A 17580-nucleotide genomic window follows, 5' to 3' on the forward strand; every position below is an offset into this window, starting at 1 on the left:
GGGTCGTGTAAAGGAATAAAATGATCTGGATTGAAGAAGATACCAATTGGTTTAATGCCGATGGTATCTTTTTTATTTTTATATATTTGCAGTTTCTGCTGCTAAAACTAAACAAAAATTATGAATGAATAGAAACTTCCCCCTACTCTTAGGTCATCAGAAAAAGAGACCACTATTGTGACCCATTTTTTGACAATGAAACATATTTAACGGTATATTATTAATATTTTTTAAAAGTATTGAATCGATGTCAAAGCTTATTAAAACAGGGATAGTTTAATATTGTGTTTATCCATATTATTCTATTAAACAATGGTATTGTTTTTCCTTATTGAAATTACGTTCAATGTAGTTGAATAAGGGGATTCAAACGGGTAGCATAGTTACAGAAATTAATTTCATAAGGAGAAATAATCGATGGCAGTTAAAACAAATTTTTCATCAAAAAACTTTAAAGACATTCTTTCAAATTACAACTTGGGTGAACTTGTATACTCTAACCCAATAACCAAGGGTACAGTACAGACTAATTTTTTAATTAAGACAACAACCAATAAACTTGTTTTTAGATATTATGAAAATCGTACAACAGAATCGGTTTTATTTGAAATTAATTTATTGAACTATTTACAAGAGAAAAAATATCCTTGTCCCACCCCATTATGTAATAATGATGGACATTTCATTGGTATCTATAATAACAAGCCTTATGTTCTATTTCATTTTATTGAGGGGGAGCATATAGAAAATCCTACTACTAAACAAAAAAAACAGCTCATAAGAAAAGTGGCTGAATTTCACAATCTAACTAAAGGGTATAAATCGGATCTAACACAGTACCGATTGAATTACAACGTAGAACAGTGTGAAAGGTTAGCTCAGGAAAGTGCTGAAAAGATAAATACTTTAAATTCTCAAGAAAAACTTAAGTGGTACATACATCAGCTGAAACAGCTAGTCCTTCCAAGCTCATTACCAAAGGGGATTTGTCATTCTGACTTTCATTTCTCTAATGTCCTTTTTCAGAACGATGAATTTAAGGCACTTATAGACTTTGATGATGCCAATTATACATTTTTAACTTTTGACCTTGTGTGTATGATAGAACCATTTAAATCTACTTTTGATTGGGATACTTGGGAGAAATTCAGTTTAGAAGACGATGTTTTTGATTTTAGTAATGCAAAGAAAGTAGTATTAGAATATTCTCAATATAGACCGCTAAATGAATCTGAAAAAATACATTTATTTGATTTACTAAAATTCGGAATATTAATTGACTGTATTTGGTATTTTGAAAGAGGTAATGTTGATGATTTTTTCGAAAAACGGAAAATTGACTATCTTAATAATTTAGGTAGAGAAAATTTTACTAAGGAACTCTTCGGATAATATAATGGCTCTGTTATCTTAATTACGGTTAAAAGCCTTAAAAGAAGTTCATGATGCTGGAATTATGAAACAATCTTCTATCTTGCCCGTTTTGCCCTTTCCCCTTGAGCTTCTAAATGGTCTATAGGATCATAAAAAAGAAAAGCTTCAATCCTTTGGTAGATAAGGAATTGAAGCTTTTTTTACATTTAAAAAATCTTGTTCGAACTTACTTGCAGTTTATCTAGAGCCATACCTTCGCCTTTAAATAGAGTCTATTGACGTAAGTGTTCATGTAAAGCTTGTTGTAGTGTGCCTAAAGTTTTTGTATTTTTGTTAAATGAGGCGCCAAGGTGGATCATTTTTCGTACTACCTCAGCCCTTAATCCGGTAATAACGGATTTACATCCCATCATAGAAGCTCCATCTATTATTTTTAATAAATGATTAATAACTTCAATTTCCATAATAGCGATACCAGATAGATCAATAATCAAAGTTTGAATGCGGCTGACTCCAATTTCAGTTAGGACTTTTTCTTCTAGGATATTTGTTCGAAATTCATCAATAGTCCCAATTAATGGTAAAATACAGACGGAAGAATTTATTGGGATAATTGGTACTGATAGATTCTCAACCAACTCTCTATGTGCTTTAATCAAAGAATCTTTGTATGTAGAATAACTCATAAAGAAGGAATTTAAAAAATCATCAATCCGATTATTTATTTCTTTTTCTAGAGTAAAAAAGTTGATAATAATCTGTTCATTCGTTAATCGGTTATACTCTTTTATAAGATACCAAACCGTTCTACGAATGGCTTGTATCCACTCTAATTTAAATGATAAGTCAATTGAATGAGTCGCCCAAGCAATACCTTCTTGCTTTGCAAACAGCTGAAGGTCTTTTTCTTTTTTATTAATAATATAGATAACGAGATTTTTTGCATTATTTACAAGATCAATATTTCCAATTTGTAAGATTTCATCAATCTTATCTTTTACATTAACAGCCTCAGAAAGAAGCAACTCTTCAAAATTTTCAATATTGTTTTCAAAAAAATCTTTTAATTGGTATGTGGCTAGGTAGTTGAATTTCATTGCTTATTCCCCTTTATTTTTATTTTTTTGAAATTTGTATAATATCCCCAATGGTAATTACCCCCTTAACTCCTTAAGTAAACAACTTTTATGCATTTTTTACCTATATTTAATAATGGAAAATATTTAAAGTGATATTGTTCATTTTTTATATAAAGGCTGTTTTCGCAAACTTTGTTGCTTTTAAAATAGTATTAGGTTGGTTGATTGGCGCTCCAGGATGCTCGCTTTCCGTGGGGCGGGCGATGAGCCTCCTCAGCGCGAAGCGCCTGCGGGGTCTCATCTGTCCCGCTACTCCCACAGGAGTCTCGCATATCCGTTCCAATCACCCTAATCTGTTTTGTTCAAAAACAACAATCTTTTAGAAAAGAGCCTATATAAACAATCTTGCAGGATCAGATTTGTATTCCTTTTTTACAAGGCAGTACTTTCATATTGATTGCATGTATCGTTCATTCAATATGAAACTGATAGAAAGACATGGGAAACTCATGATCTTAATAGGTATCACAGAAATATTTATTATATGTGAAACATACGCTACTCTCTCCACCACTTCTATATATATTCTATGAAAGGAATTTTCTAAGAAGAAAGGGAAGTGGTAGATATGGCAAAATATCGAATGGTGCGTACTGAATTTTGGAAGAATCCGATTGTTTCAGAAGAAATGACCCCGGAGGATAGATATTTTTACCTATATCTTCTTACGAATCCACAAACGACTCAAATTGGAATTTATCGAATTACGAAAAAACAAATGGCTTTTGATTTGGGTTATTCAATTGAGAGTGTTCATTCGTTAATGAAACGATTCATCGAACATCACAAATTGATTCGCTATAATCCAGAAACTAGAGAACTCGCCATTAAAAACTGGGGGAAGGATAACCTGCACAAAGGTGGGAAACCGGTTATGGATTGTATACTTTCTGAATTGAAAGAGGTCGAGGATACTTCGCTTATTTCATATGTTTCGGAAACTATTCAAAAGCCGGAAATTCGTGGTCTATATGAATCTTTTTTTAGTGAAGTTAGTAACCAAGATGAAAATGATACATATCAAGATACCGAATGTGAAGAAGTTGACGATACGTTCATGCGTCATAATACGATACGTGGACAAAAAGAAAAAGAAAAAGAAAAAGAAAAAGAAAAACAACAACAAAAAGCTTTTAACCCAAATATAGAGAATAATCCAGACAGAGAGGATCAATCACAAACTCATAAAACGAAAGACGTGAAAGAAATTGTTGAGTTTTGGGACAACAATGGATTTGGTTTTTCAAATGTCAATGCGAAACAGCAGCTTTTAGCTTGGTTAGATGATTCATGCTTTTTACAGCCTAAAGACACAATTTTAAAAGCCATGACGATTGCCTGTGCTAATAACAAGCGAAGGCTGAACTATGTGATTGGCATTCTGAAAAACTGGGAAAATGAATCTTTACTGACCGTGGGAGAGATTGATTCTTTTTGTGAGAACCAATATTCTATATCAAAGCATAAGCAATCAACGGAATCGTTTCCTGCTGGAAGAGATATTCCGAGTGGGTTTGAACTTGATCTAACAGCAGGTGAAGAGTGATGAGTATTGTTTGGAGGTAAAAGTAGATAATGAATTTTAGAGAGCAAAATAAGGAGTAAACTATCCAGATATGATAGATTTACAACTTCTTGGTGTAATTGGTCTTTCGAGAGATCCAGTAGAATGTAATTCATTTGGATTTTTACTGACAAATATTGCTGGAGTTAAATGAAGGAGATTTGTTTCATTTGTAAATGCTGGTCATTGGTTTCCCCACCCATTTTCAGGGTAGGGGTTGGGGTTCGAATCCCTCTAGAATCATCTAAATGAGATGCTTTAATCCTTTAGTAGAAAGAAGGGGGATTAGTCTTTTTTCATTTGATGGCCTACTGCTACAAACCTAGCAGCCTTTTGATTTACCTATTTGTAATAACAATTCTATATCCTAAAACATCTTTGAAGCCCTTTTTTACGAAAATAGAGTAGAAACCTCAACCTGATGTCCATACATTGCAAATTCTTTTGGGGACATTGCTGTTAATTTTTTAAACATACGAGAAAAATAGGAAGGGTCATAGTATCCGAGATAATCAGAGATAGCTACAATTGTCATATCGGTATTTAATAAGAGATTACATGCTTCAATGATTCTTAGTTGATGAATATATCTGATTGGAGACTGTCCCATTAATTCCTTAAAGACCGAAATTGTGTAACTTGGAGACCTGTTAATTAATTTTGCGAGTTGATCAATTTCAATGGTTTTACGGTAATTTTTTAACAAGTAGTTCTCGATGATTGAAGTGTATTTCACCTTGCTTGGTGTGATTGTAGGGCTATCTAGTTCCCGGGCAAACATTCCAAGTAATTCCTGTAGTATTCCAACACATATATAGGAGCGGAATTTTTTATCACCTCTACTATCGACGAATAACCTCTCAAAACGATGCTTTACATATTCGGGATTCCTTGTTTTAATTTTGTGGAATTTTTTACTGATAGGAAAAGGGTCCGTATAAGCGACATTTTCAGGAATTGTAAACGCAACTGTGTATTTTTGGTGCCCGCCAGATTCATGATTCTCTCCACCACGTAAAGTCCCAAATGGAATATATACAAGATCACCTTTTTCAGCAATAATCTGTTCTCCATTTATTGAATAGGCGACTTTCCCTTTTACCATTAGAATAAAAACATTGTAATCAATTTTCTCAGTTTGCGTATGCCAATTTGGAATTAAATTATCAAAAAAAACGCCAGTTATGTTAATGATGTAGAGACCTCCTTACAGGCTAATTTTTCTATAAATTTAATATACACGATATCTCCAAGTAGAAATATAGAAAAATAAAATGTAGTAAAAAATCATACATGAAATCGATAAATTGTACATGGACTATAATTCGACATAACCAGTATACTTGTTATCAATAAGATGATTAAGCGTTTACACACCTTGCACATATCTCAATATGTACAATTGTTTTGTGATATTTGGAAGCGCTTAAAGGGAGTCGTAAATTAGATCTTAAGGGTGCAATTTACGGTCTTAACTAAATATAAAGGTGGTGGCACAGGATATAAATTAATATTTTGTCCTTAACAGTAACCAAACACTTCACTATGAGTTTAGCTTAGGCCGAATATGGGGGGATTACTTATGTTTAAAGTAGATCAAGTTTCATGGAAAGAAAGAATTAGTTATGGTTTAGCGGATACTGCATCTAATTTAATTTTTGTAATGGTTTCAACATATTTACTCTATTTTTATACAGATGTTTATGGTATTGGTGCAGGTGTTGTTGGTACTTTATTCTTGCTTGTTAGATTTTTAGATGCAGGTACAGATTTGCTTGCTGGTTATGTAATCGATCGAACAAATACGAAATGGGGTAAATGTAGGCCATATTTTCTATGGTTAGCGATCCCATTTGCAGCTGTCGGTGTTTTAGCCTTTTTGACTCCAGATTTAGATACACAAGGGAAAATTTTGTTTGCTTATTCAAGCTATATACTATTAGGTCTTATTTATACGTTTATTAACATTCCTTTATCAGCCATGTTACCTAGCATGTCAAATAATCCGCAAGAACGTCATGAAGTCACTTCTATACGTATGATTTTCGGTCAGATTGGTGGCTTTGTTGTCTCGGTTGCAACATTACCTTTAGTTGCTTATTTCGGAAATGGTAATGATGCAAAGGGTTTCGCGATAACAATGACTGTATTTGGTGTCATTTCTATTCCGATGTTTATAAATGCATTTAAAAATACGAAAGAAAGAGAGTATTACAATAGTAAAAAGACTGTTCCTTTAAAAGATGGATTGAAAGCATTTAATATCCCATGGTTAATTATCTTTACTGCAAAACTTGCTTTCTTCTTTGTATTTATTATTCGTAATCAAACGACTATTTACTTTCTTAAATATAATTTTGGCAGAGCAGATATCGTTCCAATTGTTATGGGTTTGAATTATTTAACAATTGTTTCCTTACTTTTAATTCCGTTTGTTACAAAGAAACTTGGTGGTAAGAAAACCATGCAGTTTGGGATTGTGGTGTCCATTATAGGATCTCTTATCATTTATTTCAGTTCAATAACATCTTCTATTCCATTACTTTTGATTGGGGTTGGACTTGGTGGATTAGGTCTTGGTTTCGTTCCGAGTCTATTATTCTCACTTATTGCTGACACAATTGATTATGGTGAGTGGAAATCAGGTGTTCGTGCAACGGGTCTTTTATACTCAGGTTCAACATTTGCAGCAAAATTTGGAATGGGTATAGGCGGTGCTGCGGGGGCTTGGTTATTAGCTTTATATAATTATGACCCAGCATTAACTCAACAATCTACAGAAACTTTGGAAGCGATTGAATTTAGTTTTATATGGTTCCCAGTCATAAGTTTTGTATTAGTTCTCATTCTGTTGCAATTCTACAAACTTGATAAGATTCATCCTCAAATAGTGGAAGACTTGAAAAAAAGAAATGAGACAAATACTGATCTCGCAAAAGAGGCTTAAAAATATTAAGCTTATCCGTTATTGAAAGTAGACGAATAAGCTTTAAAAACAATCTCATCCAACTAGAATACGAATTAAAGGAGAAGTTATTTATGAGAATATTATTTTTAGATTTAGATTCAGTAAGCCCACGCCATTTAGGATGTTACGGTTATCACCGTAATACTTCACCTAATATCGATAAAATTGCAGAAAAGGGAGTTCGTTTCAATAATTACTATACTTCAGATGCTCCATGTGCACCTTCTAGAACGGCCTTAATGTCTGGTCAATTTGGAATTCGTAATGGTTTAGTAGGACATGGAGGTACAGCTGGAGATATGAAACTAGAAGGAGTTAATCGTAACCTTTTTGGTAGACTTTCAGTTGGTGGATCTCTCCCTTCTTTCTTACAATTAGGAGCAGGTATAAATACAACTTTAATTAGCCCATTTCCGCAACGCCATGCAACATATAATTTTTACGCTGGTTTTAACGAAATAATTAACACTGGTAAGTTTGGAATGGAATCAGCTGAACAAGTTTCTCCTGTTGTTACAGATTGGATTGAGAGAAATGCTGCAAAAGACGATTGGTTACTTTATGTGAATTATTGGGATGCTCACACGCCTTATCGTGCGCCAGAGAGTTTCGGTAATCCTTTTGCTGAAGAGCCACTGCCGGAATGGGCTAACGAAGAAACGTTAGAAAAGCATAAAGACGCTGTAGGTCCTCATACTGTGCATGAATTAGTTATCGATCATAATGGAAACACGTATACGAATGTAGAAAGTGAAAAATTCCCAAGAAGTCCTGGTGAGATTAAAAACATGGACGATTTAAGATCTATGATTGATGGATATGATTGTGGTATTCGATATCTTGATGATCATGTCGGCAAATTATTTTCATTGTTAGAAGATAAGGGAATTTTTGAGGACACGATTATTATTATCTCAGCAGACCATGGAGAGAACATGGGACAATTAGGGATTTATGGAGAACACGGAACGGCCGATGATGGCACATGTCGTATTCCAATGATCATTTCATGGCCAGGCATGCAACAAGGAATTGTCGATGACGGCTTACATTATCACTTAGATTTACCTGTTACATTAGCAGAAATGCTTGAGCTACCTGCTTCTCCAGATTGGGATGGAAGAAGTTATGCATCTGTATTAAAAGAAGGAAAAGATTGTGGGCGTGACTATCTAGTTGTTTCTCAGTGTGCTCACGTTGCTCAACGAAGTGTACGTTTTGGCGATTGGTTATATATGAGAACGTATCATGATGGATATCATTTATTTGATAAAGAAATGCTATATAATCTTGCAGAAGATCCTAGAGAAGAAAACAACGTTGCAGATAAGTATAAAAACCTTTGCATGGAAGCAACCTATTATTTGAATGAATGGCATGATGAAATGATGGTAAGAAGTGGTGATGATGTTGACCCTCTATGGACTGTTATGAAAGAAGGCGGACCATATCATGCTAAGGGATTCCTTGAAAATTATGGAGAAAGACTCATTCAAACTGGAAGAGAACGACAATTTAATGCATTGAAACAAAAACATCCTAGTGAGTTTCCAGAAGAAATTGATGAAGCAAGAGTTGCGTTTACTCGTGCGATGATGAAAAATTTATTTTAATTCATGATAACGCTATTTTTATACCTTAGTTTAGTATTTTACTAGACTAAGGTATTTTTTTGCTTAAGCAAAGATATAGAAAAGTAAATATTAAATAAGATAGTAGATAACAAATTGACCACTAATTATTTTCTTGCATGCAGAAGTAGAATGAAAAACATGCTCATTCTTTATACTTTTTTGAGAAGGGTAGCTTAGCTCTTTTTATCTCGTTTATTAAAAAATTGCCCTTAAATAAATTACAGGTGACCAGTAACAGAAAAAGATGTTTTGAGTCCAAGGGAGGGGTATTTTGAATATTCTGAAAGATTATACATGAAATCATAATATCGTACATGGACCATGATCCTTCTAGCCATCTATAATTAGCAATAACAAGATATTAAGCGCTTACAAAATCTTGTGGAGAAAATATCAAAGGGGAGAATTACATTGATGAGAAAAAAGTGGTTGATATTGCTATTAAGTACATTTTTAGTTTTTTCACTCACAGCTTGTGCGTCATCAAGTGAAGAAGCAGGGGGAGAAGAGGGAGAAAAAGATGGAAAAGTAGTCTTACGTGTAATGGATTGGAGCGACAGCACGAAGGACATACGTGAGGAATTCCACAAAAGATTTATGGAAAAATACCCGAATATTGAAGTGGAATATACGCAACTTACAATTGATCAATACAAAAATACTATTTTAACAGCAGTAAACTCAGGAGAAGCTCCGGATTTATTCCCTGTACCTAGTGGAATGAAATTAGCAACTCTTGTAAAGGACGGATGGTATCAGCCACTTGATCCGTATATAGATGATAAATTTAAAAATATCTTTGTGGAAGGTACATTTCAAAATGGAGTCACAATGGTTGATGGAGAAATCTATTCTATTCCAGAAACTGCTTATGTACCTAGCAGTCTCATATTCTATAACAAAAAATTATTTAAAGAAGCAGGCTTAGATCCTGAGCAACCACCTACAACCTATTCAGAATTTAGAGAAGCTGCAGAGAAAATAACAGAAACTGGAGAAGGTAAGTATTACGGAATAATTGAAGGTGGGAAACAAAGTAACCGCTGGTTGGAGACGGTAAGAGACTGGTCATCACTAGGTGGAAGTGGGATAAACGCTAATTCACCAATTAGCCTTGCAACAAATGAGACGACATATGACAGTGAACCTGTACTTAATTTATTTAAACTATTTAAAGACATTAAGGAAGATGGTAGCTTTCATCCGAAGACGATGAATATTTCTGCACCTGAAGCAAGAGCGCTATTTGGACAGGGGCAAGCAGGGTTTATTGTTCAAGGGGCATGGTGTATTGGTGTTTGGAACAAAGATAACCCTGATTTAGAGTATGGAGTTATGGCACCTCCAGTTCCAGACTCAGGAAGAAAAGGTTCATTATCCATTATAAGCAATGCAGCATGGATGGGATTATCGGCTACTTCAGAACATCCAGAAGAAGCCGCGTTATATCTTAAGGAATTTTATGGTGGAGACTATTTTCAACAAGAGCAAACGAAAAAAGGAGGAGCATTCTCTATTGTAAAGGGAATCAATGAAGAATATATCACAGTCGAGCAACTTCAACAATACTACGATATTTCTCGGGAGATTGGTCGTGTTATTCCTAATCCAAGTGTCAAAAACCCAAATACATCTGCAGTTTTTGCTGAATTTAAAGATGTAAGTCCTAATGTGGGTGAAATACTTGGTGGAGTTGTAGCAGGAGCCGTATCTGACTATGAAGGTGAATTAGGAAAGTATTCAGAACAGTTAGGAATAGCCTGGGACAAAGCACTTTCAGCTGCAAGTGAAAAAGGAGTAGAAGCGAAACGTTCAGATTTTGAATTCGCGAATTGGGATCCGATGGAAAATTATACAGAAGAGGGTTATGCAGAACTAAAATAATTGCAAATAAAGGCGGGTTTATTGATGTACTCGCCTTCTTTTGTACAAGAGAGAAGGGATTTTATGAACAATACAGATATAGTAATCTCGACCAAAACTGTTAAAAAAGTTCGTAAAGGTTCATTATCTAGAAAAACGAACTTGTGGTGCTGGCTCTTTATTTTGCCGAATCTAATTTTTTATGCACTGTTCCAAGGTTGGCCGATAGTAATTAACTGGTATTATTCAATGCTAGACTGGTCAGGACTAAATTCTAACGTAGCGTTTGTAGGCCTTGAAAACTTTAAAGCAGTTATTAAAGATCCCCACTTTTGGAATGCGTACAAAAATAGTTTTGTTTTTATGGTAGGTGCTGTTCCTTTACTACTTATTCTTGCATTGTTCGTTGCACTTATCTTGAATAATCCTAAACTTCGATATGCAAGTGTATACCGTACTCTTTTCTTTATTCCTGTTGTCACAACTGCATCAATTGTTGGGATCATCATGGTGTATATTTGGGGTTCAGATGGTGCTGTGAATTTTGCCTTAATGAAATTAAACCTCATTGATCAGCCAATTAACTGGTTAAGCGATGCAAAAATGGCTATGACAACTGTCATCTTAATTTATGTATGGAAGAATTTGGGGATGAACATGATTTATTGGTTAGCAGGTCTTCAAAGCATACCTAAGGAACTGTATGAGGCCGCAAAGGTAGATGGTGCTGGGCATGTAAAAACGTTCTTTTATATAACACTTCCACAGCTTATTCCAATCGGAGTTGTTATTCTCTTATTAAATGTAGCCGGTTCATTAAAGGTATTTGATTTAATCAAAACGATGACGGATGGAGGACCATTTTTTTCCACAGATGTTGTATCAACTTATATTTACCGTTATGCTTTTTCAAGTGAAATGGGTCTCCCACAATTAGGGTATGCATCAGCTGCTGCCATTTTCTTTACCTTGACGATTGTATTCATTGGTATTGCTCAAGCAATTATCAAACGTCCATTTAAACAAAATGCAAAGGGGATGGAGTAAATGACCAAAGTAGGTAAAATTGTTACACACACTACACTAGTTGCTGTTTTATTTGTTTGGATTTATCCCTTTTTATGGATGGTTTCAGCAGCCTTTAAAAGTGACTCTGAATTTTTCACAAAAGGGTTGAGCTTAATTCCATCTACTTTCGATATGTCGAACTTTACCCGTGCATGGGATGCTGGAAACTTCGATCGATACTTTATCAATTCTGTCATTATAACAGTAGCCGTAATTGCTATTGTATTATTCATAACTGCAACTTGTGGATATGCACTTGGTAGATATTCTTTCCCGGGAAAGAAATTGTTTATGGCAGTGCTCGGGGCTAGTATCTTTTTTCCGCTTGAGTTTTCGATCATTCCTATCTTTCAATTGATAAAAGAAATGGGACTGATGAATTCACTTCTTGGAATCATCCTTGCAGAATCTGGTGGTGGACACGTATTGTTCGTTTTACTTTTTGCTAGTTTCTTTAGGGCTGTTCCAAAGGAATTAGAGGAAGCATCAATAATCGATGGATGTAACTTCTTTCAAACATTCATCCATGTCATTATGCCATTATCTAAACCGATAATCGGAAGTGTTATCATTATGCAATTCGTGTGGACATGGAATTCATTCCTTTTACCATTGGTATTAACTCTTAGCACACCAGAACTTAGAACGTTAGCGGTTGGATTATACACACTCCGTGGTGAAAATATTGTTGACTGGACAGGAATTGCTGCTGGTGGAACGATCGCTTTAGTGCCAATTATTATTATTTTCCTATTTTTACAGCGTTATTTTGTGGATGGAATTGCTGGAGCGGTTAAGGGATAAGAGATTGTACTACAAAAATAAAACGTAACTTTGTCATGATAAGAATAAGAACAATTAATTTCATATATAAGTGTAAAGAAGGAGAGAGCGTTTATGAGATTCCTATTTTTAGATTTAGATTCAACAACACCTAGTCATTTGGGATGTTACGGGTATCATCGTAATACATCGCCTAATATTGATAGAATTGCAAATGAAGGGATAAAGTTTACAAACTATTATACTTCCGATGCTCCATGCCTACCCTCTCGGACAGCCCTTATGACAGGAAAGTTGGGAATTCATTCTGGGGTTGTAGGTCACGGGGGAACTGCTGCTGATGTGCGTCATGAAGGAAAAGATCGCCAATTTAAGGATTCTCTTGCTACACAGAGTTTTCCTGCCTTCTTTAGATCTTTAGGGATGAAAACGTCATTAGTTAGTCCGTTTGCTGAACGTCATTCTGCTTGGACATTTTATGCAGGGTTCAATGAAATGTTTAACACGGGAAAAAGTGGGATGGAATCCGGTGAAGAAGTTACTCCAGTCGTATTAAATTGGATTGAACAGAACGGTAAAGATGACAATTGGATGCTCTATGTAAACTACTGGGACCCACATACACCTTATAGAGCACCCGACATCTTTGGTAATCCATTCGAGAATGAGCCTCTTCCGTCGTGGCTAACCGAAGATGTACTTGAAACACACAAGCAAAAAGTTGGTCCACATAGTGTGAATGAAATAAACATGTTTAATAACCAAACAAGTCCTGATTATCCACGATATCCAGGCGATATTAAAGATATGGATGAGTTACGCAATATGGTTGATGGTTATGATTGTGGTGTTCGACATATGGATAATCAAATAGGTATGATCTTTGATCTGTTGGAGAAACAAGGTGTTATGGATGAAGTCATAATCATTATTTCTGCGGACCATGGTGAAAACATGGGCGAACTTGGGATATATGGAGAACATGGAACTGCAGATCATGGAACTTGTAATATTCCGATGATTATTCGCTGGCCTGGGTGTCAAAAAGGACATGTAGATAATGAGCTCCATTATCATCTCGATATCTTACCTACTATTGCGGAAATGGTTGGGAAAAATCCTGCACCAAACTGGGATGGACAGAGCTTTGCAAAAACAATTCAACGAGGGGAGAAGGCAGGTCGAGAATTTTTGGTCGTCTCTCAATGTGCACATGTGTGTCAGCGTAGTGTAAGATTTGACGATTGGCTATATATCCGAACGTACCATGACGGATATCATCTGTTTGACAAAGAGATGTTATTTAATCTAATAGAAGACCCTCATGAGCAACATAATATTGCTAATGATAGACCTGATATATGCAAAGATGCGGTTTATTATTTAAATGAATGGCATGATGAGATGATGGCAACAAGCCCTTCTGATATAGACCCAATGAGAACCGTCATGCAAGAGGGTGGGCCATATCATGCAAAAGGTGCGCTTAAAGATTATACAGAATGGCTTATTGAGACGGGAAGAAGTCACGCTGTACCAGAACTAAAGAGACGTCATCCGAGGGAGTTTGTATAAGGGTTCATAACGTTTCTGCTCTAAGTTTATTACTAAATAAAATAGTTCAAACTTCTCTTCATAACGGAGGTTTGAACTATTTTTAATAGTAATTATATTGTTTAAATACCTATGTTAAATTAACATCAATTAAATTACCTTCATAAAGGCGTGATTTAAACTTGAATTCATGTTCTTAATATAAACGAGTGACAAACTTTCTTCTAAATAAGACTAGCTTATAGTTATGAATTAGACCATTAATATCATTATATGTTTTTTAATTGTATAGATATTTCTAGGCATTAATTTACTACTCTCAACCAATTAACGCAATGTGAGCCTGTTTATGCAGATAACACCTAGCAATCTTCTGTTTGGCGACAGTTACAATAAAAAGGTTTTTTTATACTCATACGTTTTATTGAGGTGTCCTTGACAACTTACGAGAAAAAGACTTAACATTTTTTTATGGGAATTATTAAAATTCCTTGGTCATTTAATTACAATCATTATGTGAAATTTGAAGAACTAATTATAAACTAAAACTCGGACTCAAGACGTTTTAAAAACTCTTCTGCAGCACTGTATCCTTGCTGCTTTAGAAGCCAGTTATTTGCGGCAGCTTCGATTAATCCCGCCACATCCCGACCAGGTTGGAGCTGGATCTCAATGTGAGGAATTTGAACACCCATATATTCTGTAAAAGAAGATTCATGCTCTAATTCATTATTTAGGGAATTCTTCTGCCATTTTGTCAGTTCAATATCGAGTGCAATCCTAGTTTCGTCCTGAAAAGCTTTTCTGCCATATAAGCGGACCACATTTAAAAGCCCAATACTACGTAATGCGAGAAATTCCTTCGTTTTCTCGTCATGAGTACCAAGAATAGTTCGCGGACTAAGCCTTTTTAACACGACGATATCATCAGCCACAAGCCTGTGCCCTCTGCCTATCAATGTGTGTGCAGTTTCACTTTTACCTACTCCTGATTTTCCTCGAATTAAAATGCCCATTCCATATACGTTTATACATACTCCGTGTATTGCGGTTTCTGGAGCAAGAGTTTTCACCAAATAAGCATCAAGTTTTGTTATAAATTCAGAGGTTGTTTGTGATTCGTTTGTACATAACAAAGGAATTCCTTCTTCTATACAATATTGGGTCAAGTATGTTAGTCCATCTTGGCCGGCAGTAACGATAAAACAAGGTGGGTGGTATTTAACGATATTGCCAATTCGCAGTTGACGCTCCTCGATGCTTAACTTATGTAAATAAGTAATCTCTTTTCTTCCAAGTATTTGAACACGTTCAGTTGGAAAAAAATCAAAGTGACCAACAAATTCTAAACCTGGGCGATGAGCTCTTGATTGTGTAATTTTTTGTTGTAGTTTATTTTTTCCAGTCAAAATTTTCAATGAAAACTTTTGAACTAAATTTTCAACTGTTAATGATTTCAATTCTACGACACACTCCGTCCGTAATGACATTCTGAATTAATGAAGAGATGAAAATGTTGTTTCAAAATCTTATTTTTAGAGATATTCCAAAAAAGTTTAATCATTTGATCGTACTTAATAATAACTGATATTACGAGTAGATATCTATTCTGATGGTTTGAATGTAGAATAAAAAGTTGGTTATGTGCCATGGGAGAAGTAAGTGTTATATGGTGTCATTAAATTGGGCAGGTTCCCCTAGAAGAGAATTCTGCCCAAAACTTGATATATTAAAGTGATCCAAATGCTAAAATATTTTTCGCTAGATGTATCTTAACTCACTACTCTACATCAGCTACACAGCGAAAGCCTAAATGACCTGATGAACTATCTGGTGTATTCGAGGTTCGTGCTGCCACTCGATAACGATTACAATAAGATTCATGGCATAAATATGATCCACCACGCATAATCTTCGTTTCGCCAGTTAATGGTCCTTGAGGGTTCGTTCGCCCACCTCTGTTGTGAATACTTCTGCTAAACCAATCGGAACACCATTCCCATACATTCCCTGACATGTTGTAAAGACCGTATCCATTTTCAGGAAATGATTTTGCCGGAGCTGTTCCATTATAGCCATCATCGCTTGTGTTACTTTCAGGGAATTTCCCTTGCCAGATATTACAGTAATGCTCACCTTTTGGTTCTAATTCATTACCCCATGGATATCGTTTTTGCTCAAGACCTCCACGAGCTGCAAATTCCCATTCAGCTTCTGTTGGCAATCGTTTCCCTGCCCATTTGCAAAAGGCAAGTGCATCATTCCAAGTTACATGGACAACAGGGTAATCCATACGGTCTTCAATAGTAGAGGTAGGACCTTCTGGTTGGTACCAATAAGCTGCATTAACAGCACACCACCATGGTGTATTGACAACACGATTTACTTTGCCGATTAGATTTTGGGGTAAGAAGCTATAAAAGACATAAGACCAACCAAATTTCTCTGCTTCAGTGACATAGCCTGTATCTTTGGTGAATTCAGCAAATTCTGCATTCGTAACGGCATAACGATCGATTAAAAATGGATTTACTTTCACCTTCCTTACTGGACCCTCACCATCTGCTTTGAACCCTTCTTTTTCATTAGTACCCATTAAAAATTCTCCGCCAGAAAGGTAGACCATTTTTTCTCTAAAATGATTTTTACCTTGAGAAATTTCTTGTAATGGTTCATTGTTTGCTTCAATTTCTAGATCGGATTTTGTTCTTTTAATAGCACAACATGACATTTTATTATCCGTTTTCATTTTATCTCACCTTCTACTTTTTTTAATAATGAGCAAAGACTTCATTTCTATTACTATTAAAAATCACTCATCTTCAAAGGATTTTTGACAGAGTTGCGTTCAATAATATTTGAATCAACAACAATCTCCTTGGAAAATTCCTGTGTTCCTTGTAAATACTCAAATAGTACGTTTGCAGATTCAATCCCCATTTGATAAGCAGGTACATAAACACTTGTAACAGAAGGGAAGCATTGCTCTGCATCTTGATACTTGTGTTCAATTGTAATGATGGAAACATCTTCTGGAACAGATAACTTTAGATTGTTTAGAAGGTTAATTGTTTGCTGAACTTTAGAGATATCATGAACCAATAGAGCTGTAGGTTTATCATTTTGAGTAAAAATATTCCTTAATAAGTCTAGATATGAATTTAAGTTTACTGGGTCAAAATAATGGTCTATCTTTAGATCTTTATCATTTTTTTCTACCTTGAACTTTCGCGTAACGGATTCTAATTTTTCTTCTAATCCAATAACAACGATATGTCGATGATCACGGTTATAAAAAAAGTCTAATATATCTTTATTATATTGTTTGAATTGGCAGTATACATTTAATCCAGAATGATTATATAGCTGTTGATATAGAAACACCAGCTAAGTTCGCAACATCATAAATAGATGCTTTCATTTTCATCACCACAGAATGTAAGTATTTATATTAAATTTCATGCAACTATGGAAGTGCTTCCATAGTTATTGTGATTAAATGCATCAAATTAATGAAAATAGGTCAATTGAACTCTATTTCACTTTATCATTAATACAGGTTTTTGTGAAAAAATAATTTCTATTGGTATATAAAAATTTGTTATACCCTATAAATTAATTGATGTTGCACGG

At 34.9% G+C, this 17580-nt stretch carries 13 protein-coding genes; 8 read left to right on the forward strand and 5 right to left on the reverse strand.

Translation table 11 applies throughout. The features are described from left to right. Nucleotides 1-417 precede the first annotated feature (417 nt). On the forward strand, nt 418-1392 hold the full coding sequence (locus HUW50_RS14825) for a homoserine kinase (protein WP_066323996.1): 975 nt from the start codon (nt 418-420) through the stop codon (nt 1390-1392). 254 nt (nt 1393-1646) lie between these two features. Here HUW50_RS14825 and HUW50_RS14830 read toward each other — a convergent pair whose 3' ends face one another. Then, nucleotides 1647-2471: an STAS domain-containing protein gene (locus HUW50_RS14830; RefSeq protein WP_066324002.1), complete on the reverse strand. Its 825-nt coding sequence runs from the start codon at nt 2469-2471 to the stop codon at nt 1647-1649. Between the two features lie 610 nt (nt 2472-3081). On the opposite strand from HUW50_RS14830, the gene HUW50_RS14835 reads away from it, so the two are divergent. After that, nucleotides 3082-4059, forward strand: coding sequence for a DnaD domain protein (locus tag HUW50_RS14835; RefSeq protein ID WP_260445506.1), 978 nt, complete (start codon nt 3082-3084; stop codon nt 4057-4059). Nucleotides 4060-4468: 409 nt separating this feature from the next. On the opposite strand, the gene HUW50_RS14840 is transcribed toward HUW50_RS14835, so the two are convergent. Beyond that, nucleotides 4469-5272, reverse strand: coding sequence for an AraC family transcriptional regulator (locus HUW50_RS14840; RefSeq protein WP_066324005.1), 804 nt, complete (start codon nt 5270-5272; stop codon nt 4469-4471). A 387-nt stretch (nt 5273-5659) separates the two neighbouring features. Here HUW50_RS14840 and HUW50_RS14845 point away from each other — a divergent pair, with 387 nt between their 5' ends. From HUW50_RS14845 to HUW50_RS14870, 6 genes are all read left to right on the forward strand, one after another. Further along, complete coding sequence (locus tag HUW50_RS14845; RefSeq protein WP_083964401.1) at nt 5660-7024, forward strand: glycoside-pentoside-hexuronide (GPH):cation symporter; 1365 nt, start codon at nt 5660-5662, stop codon at nt 7022-7024. Between the two features lie 92 nt (nt 7025-7116). Then, a complete protein-coding gene (locus HUW50_RS14850) occupies nt 7117-8658 on the forward strand; it encodes a sulfatase family protein (protein ID WP_066324011.1) in 1542 nt (513 codons plus the stop codon). A 435-nt stretch (nt 8659-9093) separates the two neighbouring features. Further along, the gene (locus HUW50_RS14855) at nt 9094-10563 is read left to right on the forward strand and encodes an ABC transporter substrate-binding protein (RefSeq protein ID WP_066324019.1); all 1470 of its coding nucleotides are present in this window, start codon (nt 9094-9096) and stop codon (nt 10561-10563) included. Between the two features lie 63 nt (nt 10564-10626). After that, complete coding sequence (locus HUW50_RS14860; protein WP_066324023.1) at nt 10627-11589, forward strand: carbohydrate ABC transporter permease; 963 nt, start codon at nt 10627-10629, stop codon at nt 11587-11589. Then, on the forward strand, nt 11590-12414 hold the full coding sequence (locus HUW50_RS14865; protein WP_066324026.1) for a carbohydrate ABC transporter permease: 825 nt from the start codon (nt 11590-11592) through the stop codon (nt 12412-12414). A gap of 93 nt (nt 12415-12507) precedes the next feature. Further along, nucleotides 12508-13968 carry a sulfatase family protein gene (locus HUW50_RS14870; protein WP_066324029.1) on the forward strand — a complete coding sequence of 487 codons (1461 nt, stop codon included), beginning with the start codon at nt 12508-12510 and terminating at the stop codon, nt 13966-13968. Nucleotides 13969-14489: 521 nt separating this feature from the next. Here the strand turns inward: HUW50_RS14870 and hprK are convergent. The 3 genes from hprK to HUW50_RS14885 form a co-directional block, all read right to left on the reverse strand. Then, a complete protein-coding gene (hprK, locus tag HUW50_RS14875) occupies nt 14490-15407 on the reverse strand; it encodes an HPr(Ser) kinase/phosphatase (RefSeq protein ID WP_066324036.1) in 918 nt (305 codons plus the stop codon). A gap of 320 nt (nt 15408-15727) precedes the next feature. After that, on the reverse strand, nt 15728-16696 hold the full coding sequence (locus HUW50_RS14880; protein ID WP_066324039.1) for a formylglycine-generating enzyme family protein: 969 nt from the start codon (nt 16694-16696) through the stop codon (nt 15728-15730). Nucleotides 16697-16752: 56 nt separating this feature from the next. Further along, the gene (locus HUW50_RS14885; RefSeq protein WP_066324040.1) at nt 16753-17331 is read right to left on the reverse strand and encodes a substrate-binding domain-containing protein; all 579 of its coding nucleotides are present in this window, start codon (nt 17329-17331) and stop codon (nt 16753-16755) included. Between the last annotated feature and the right edge of the window lie 249 nt (nt 17332-17580).

The sequence above is a fragment of the Metabacillus sp. KUDC1714 genome, assembly GCF_014217835.1.
Classification (GTDB): Bacteria; Bacillota; Bacilli; order Bacillales; family Bacillaceae; genus Metabacillus; species Metabacillus rhizosphaerae.

Excerpts from the sequence above, each read along its gene's own strand:
- HUW50_RS14870 (WP_066324029.1), top strand. The coding sequence starts at position 12,508 with ATGAGATTCCTATTTTTAGATTTAGATTCAACAACACCTAGTCATTTG.
- HUW50_RS14845 (WP_083964401.1), top strand. The coding sequence starts at position 5,660 with ATGTTTAAAGTAGATCAAGTTTCATGGAAAGAAAGAATTAGTTATGGT.
- HUW50_RS14825 (WP_066323996.1), top strand. The coding sequence starts at position 418 with ATGGCAGTTAAAACAAATTTTTCATCAAAAAACTTTAAAGACATTCTT.
- HUW50_RS14830 (WP_066324002.1), bottom strand. The coding sequence starts at position 2,471 with ATGAAATTCAACTACCTAGCCACATACCAATTAAAAGATTTTTTTGAA.
- HUW50_RS14865 (WP_066324026.1), top strand. The coding sequence starts at position 11,590 with ATGACCAAAGTAGGTAAAATTGTTACACACACTACACTAGTTGCTGTT.
- HUW50_RS14850 (WP_066324011.1), top strand. The coding sequence starts at position 7,117 with ATGAGAATATTATTTTTAGATTTAGATTCAGTAAGCCCACGCCATTTA.
- HUW50_RS14855 (WP_066324019.1), top strand. The coding sequence starts at position 9,094 with ATGAGAAAAAAGTGGTTGATATTGCTATTAAGTACATTTTTAGTTTTT.
- HUW50_RS14860 (WP_066324023.1), top strand. The coding sequence starts at position 10,627 with ATGAACAATACAGATATAGTAATCTCGACCAAAACTGTTAAAAAAGTT.
- HUW50_RS14880 (WP_066324039.1), bottom strand. The coding sequence starts at position 16,696 with ATGAAAACGGATAATAAAATGTCATGTTGTGCTATTAAAAGAACAAAA.
- HUW50_RS14835 (WP_260445506.1), top strand. The coding sequence starts at position 3,082 with ATGGCAAAATATCGAATGGTGCGTACTGAATTTTGGAAGAATCCGATT.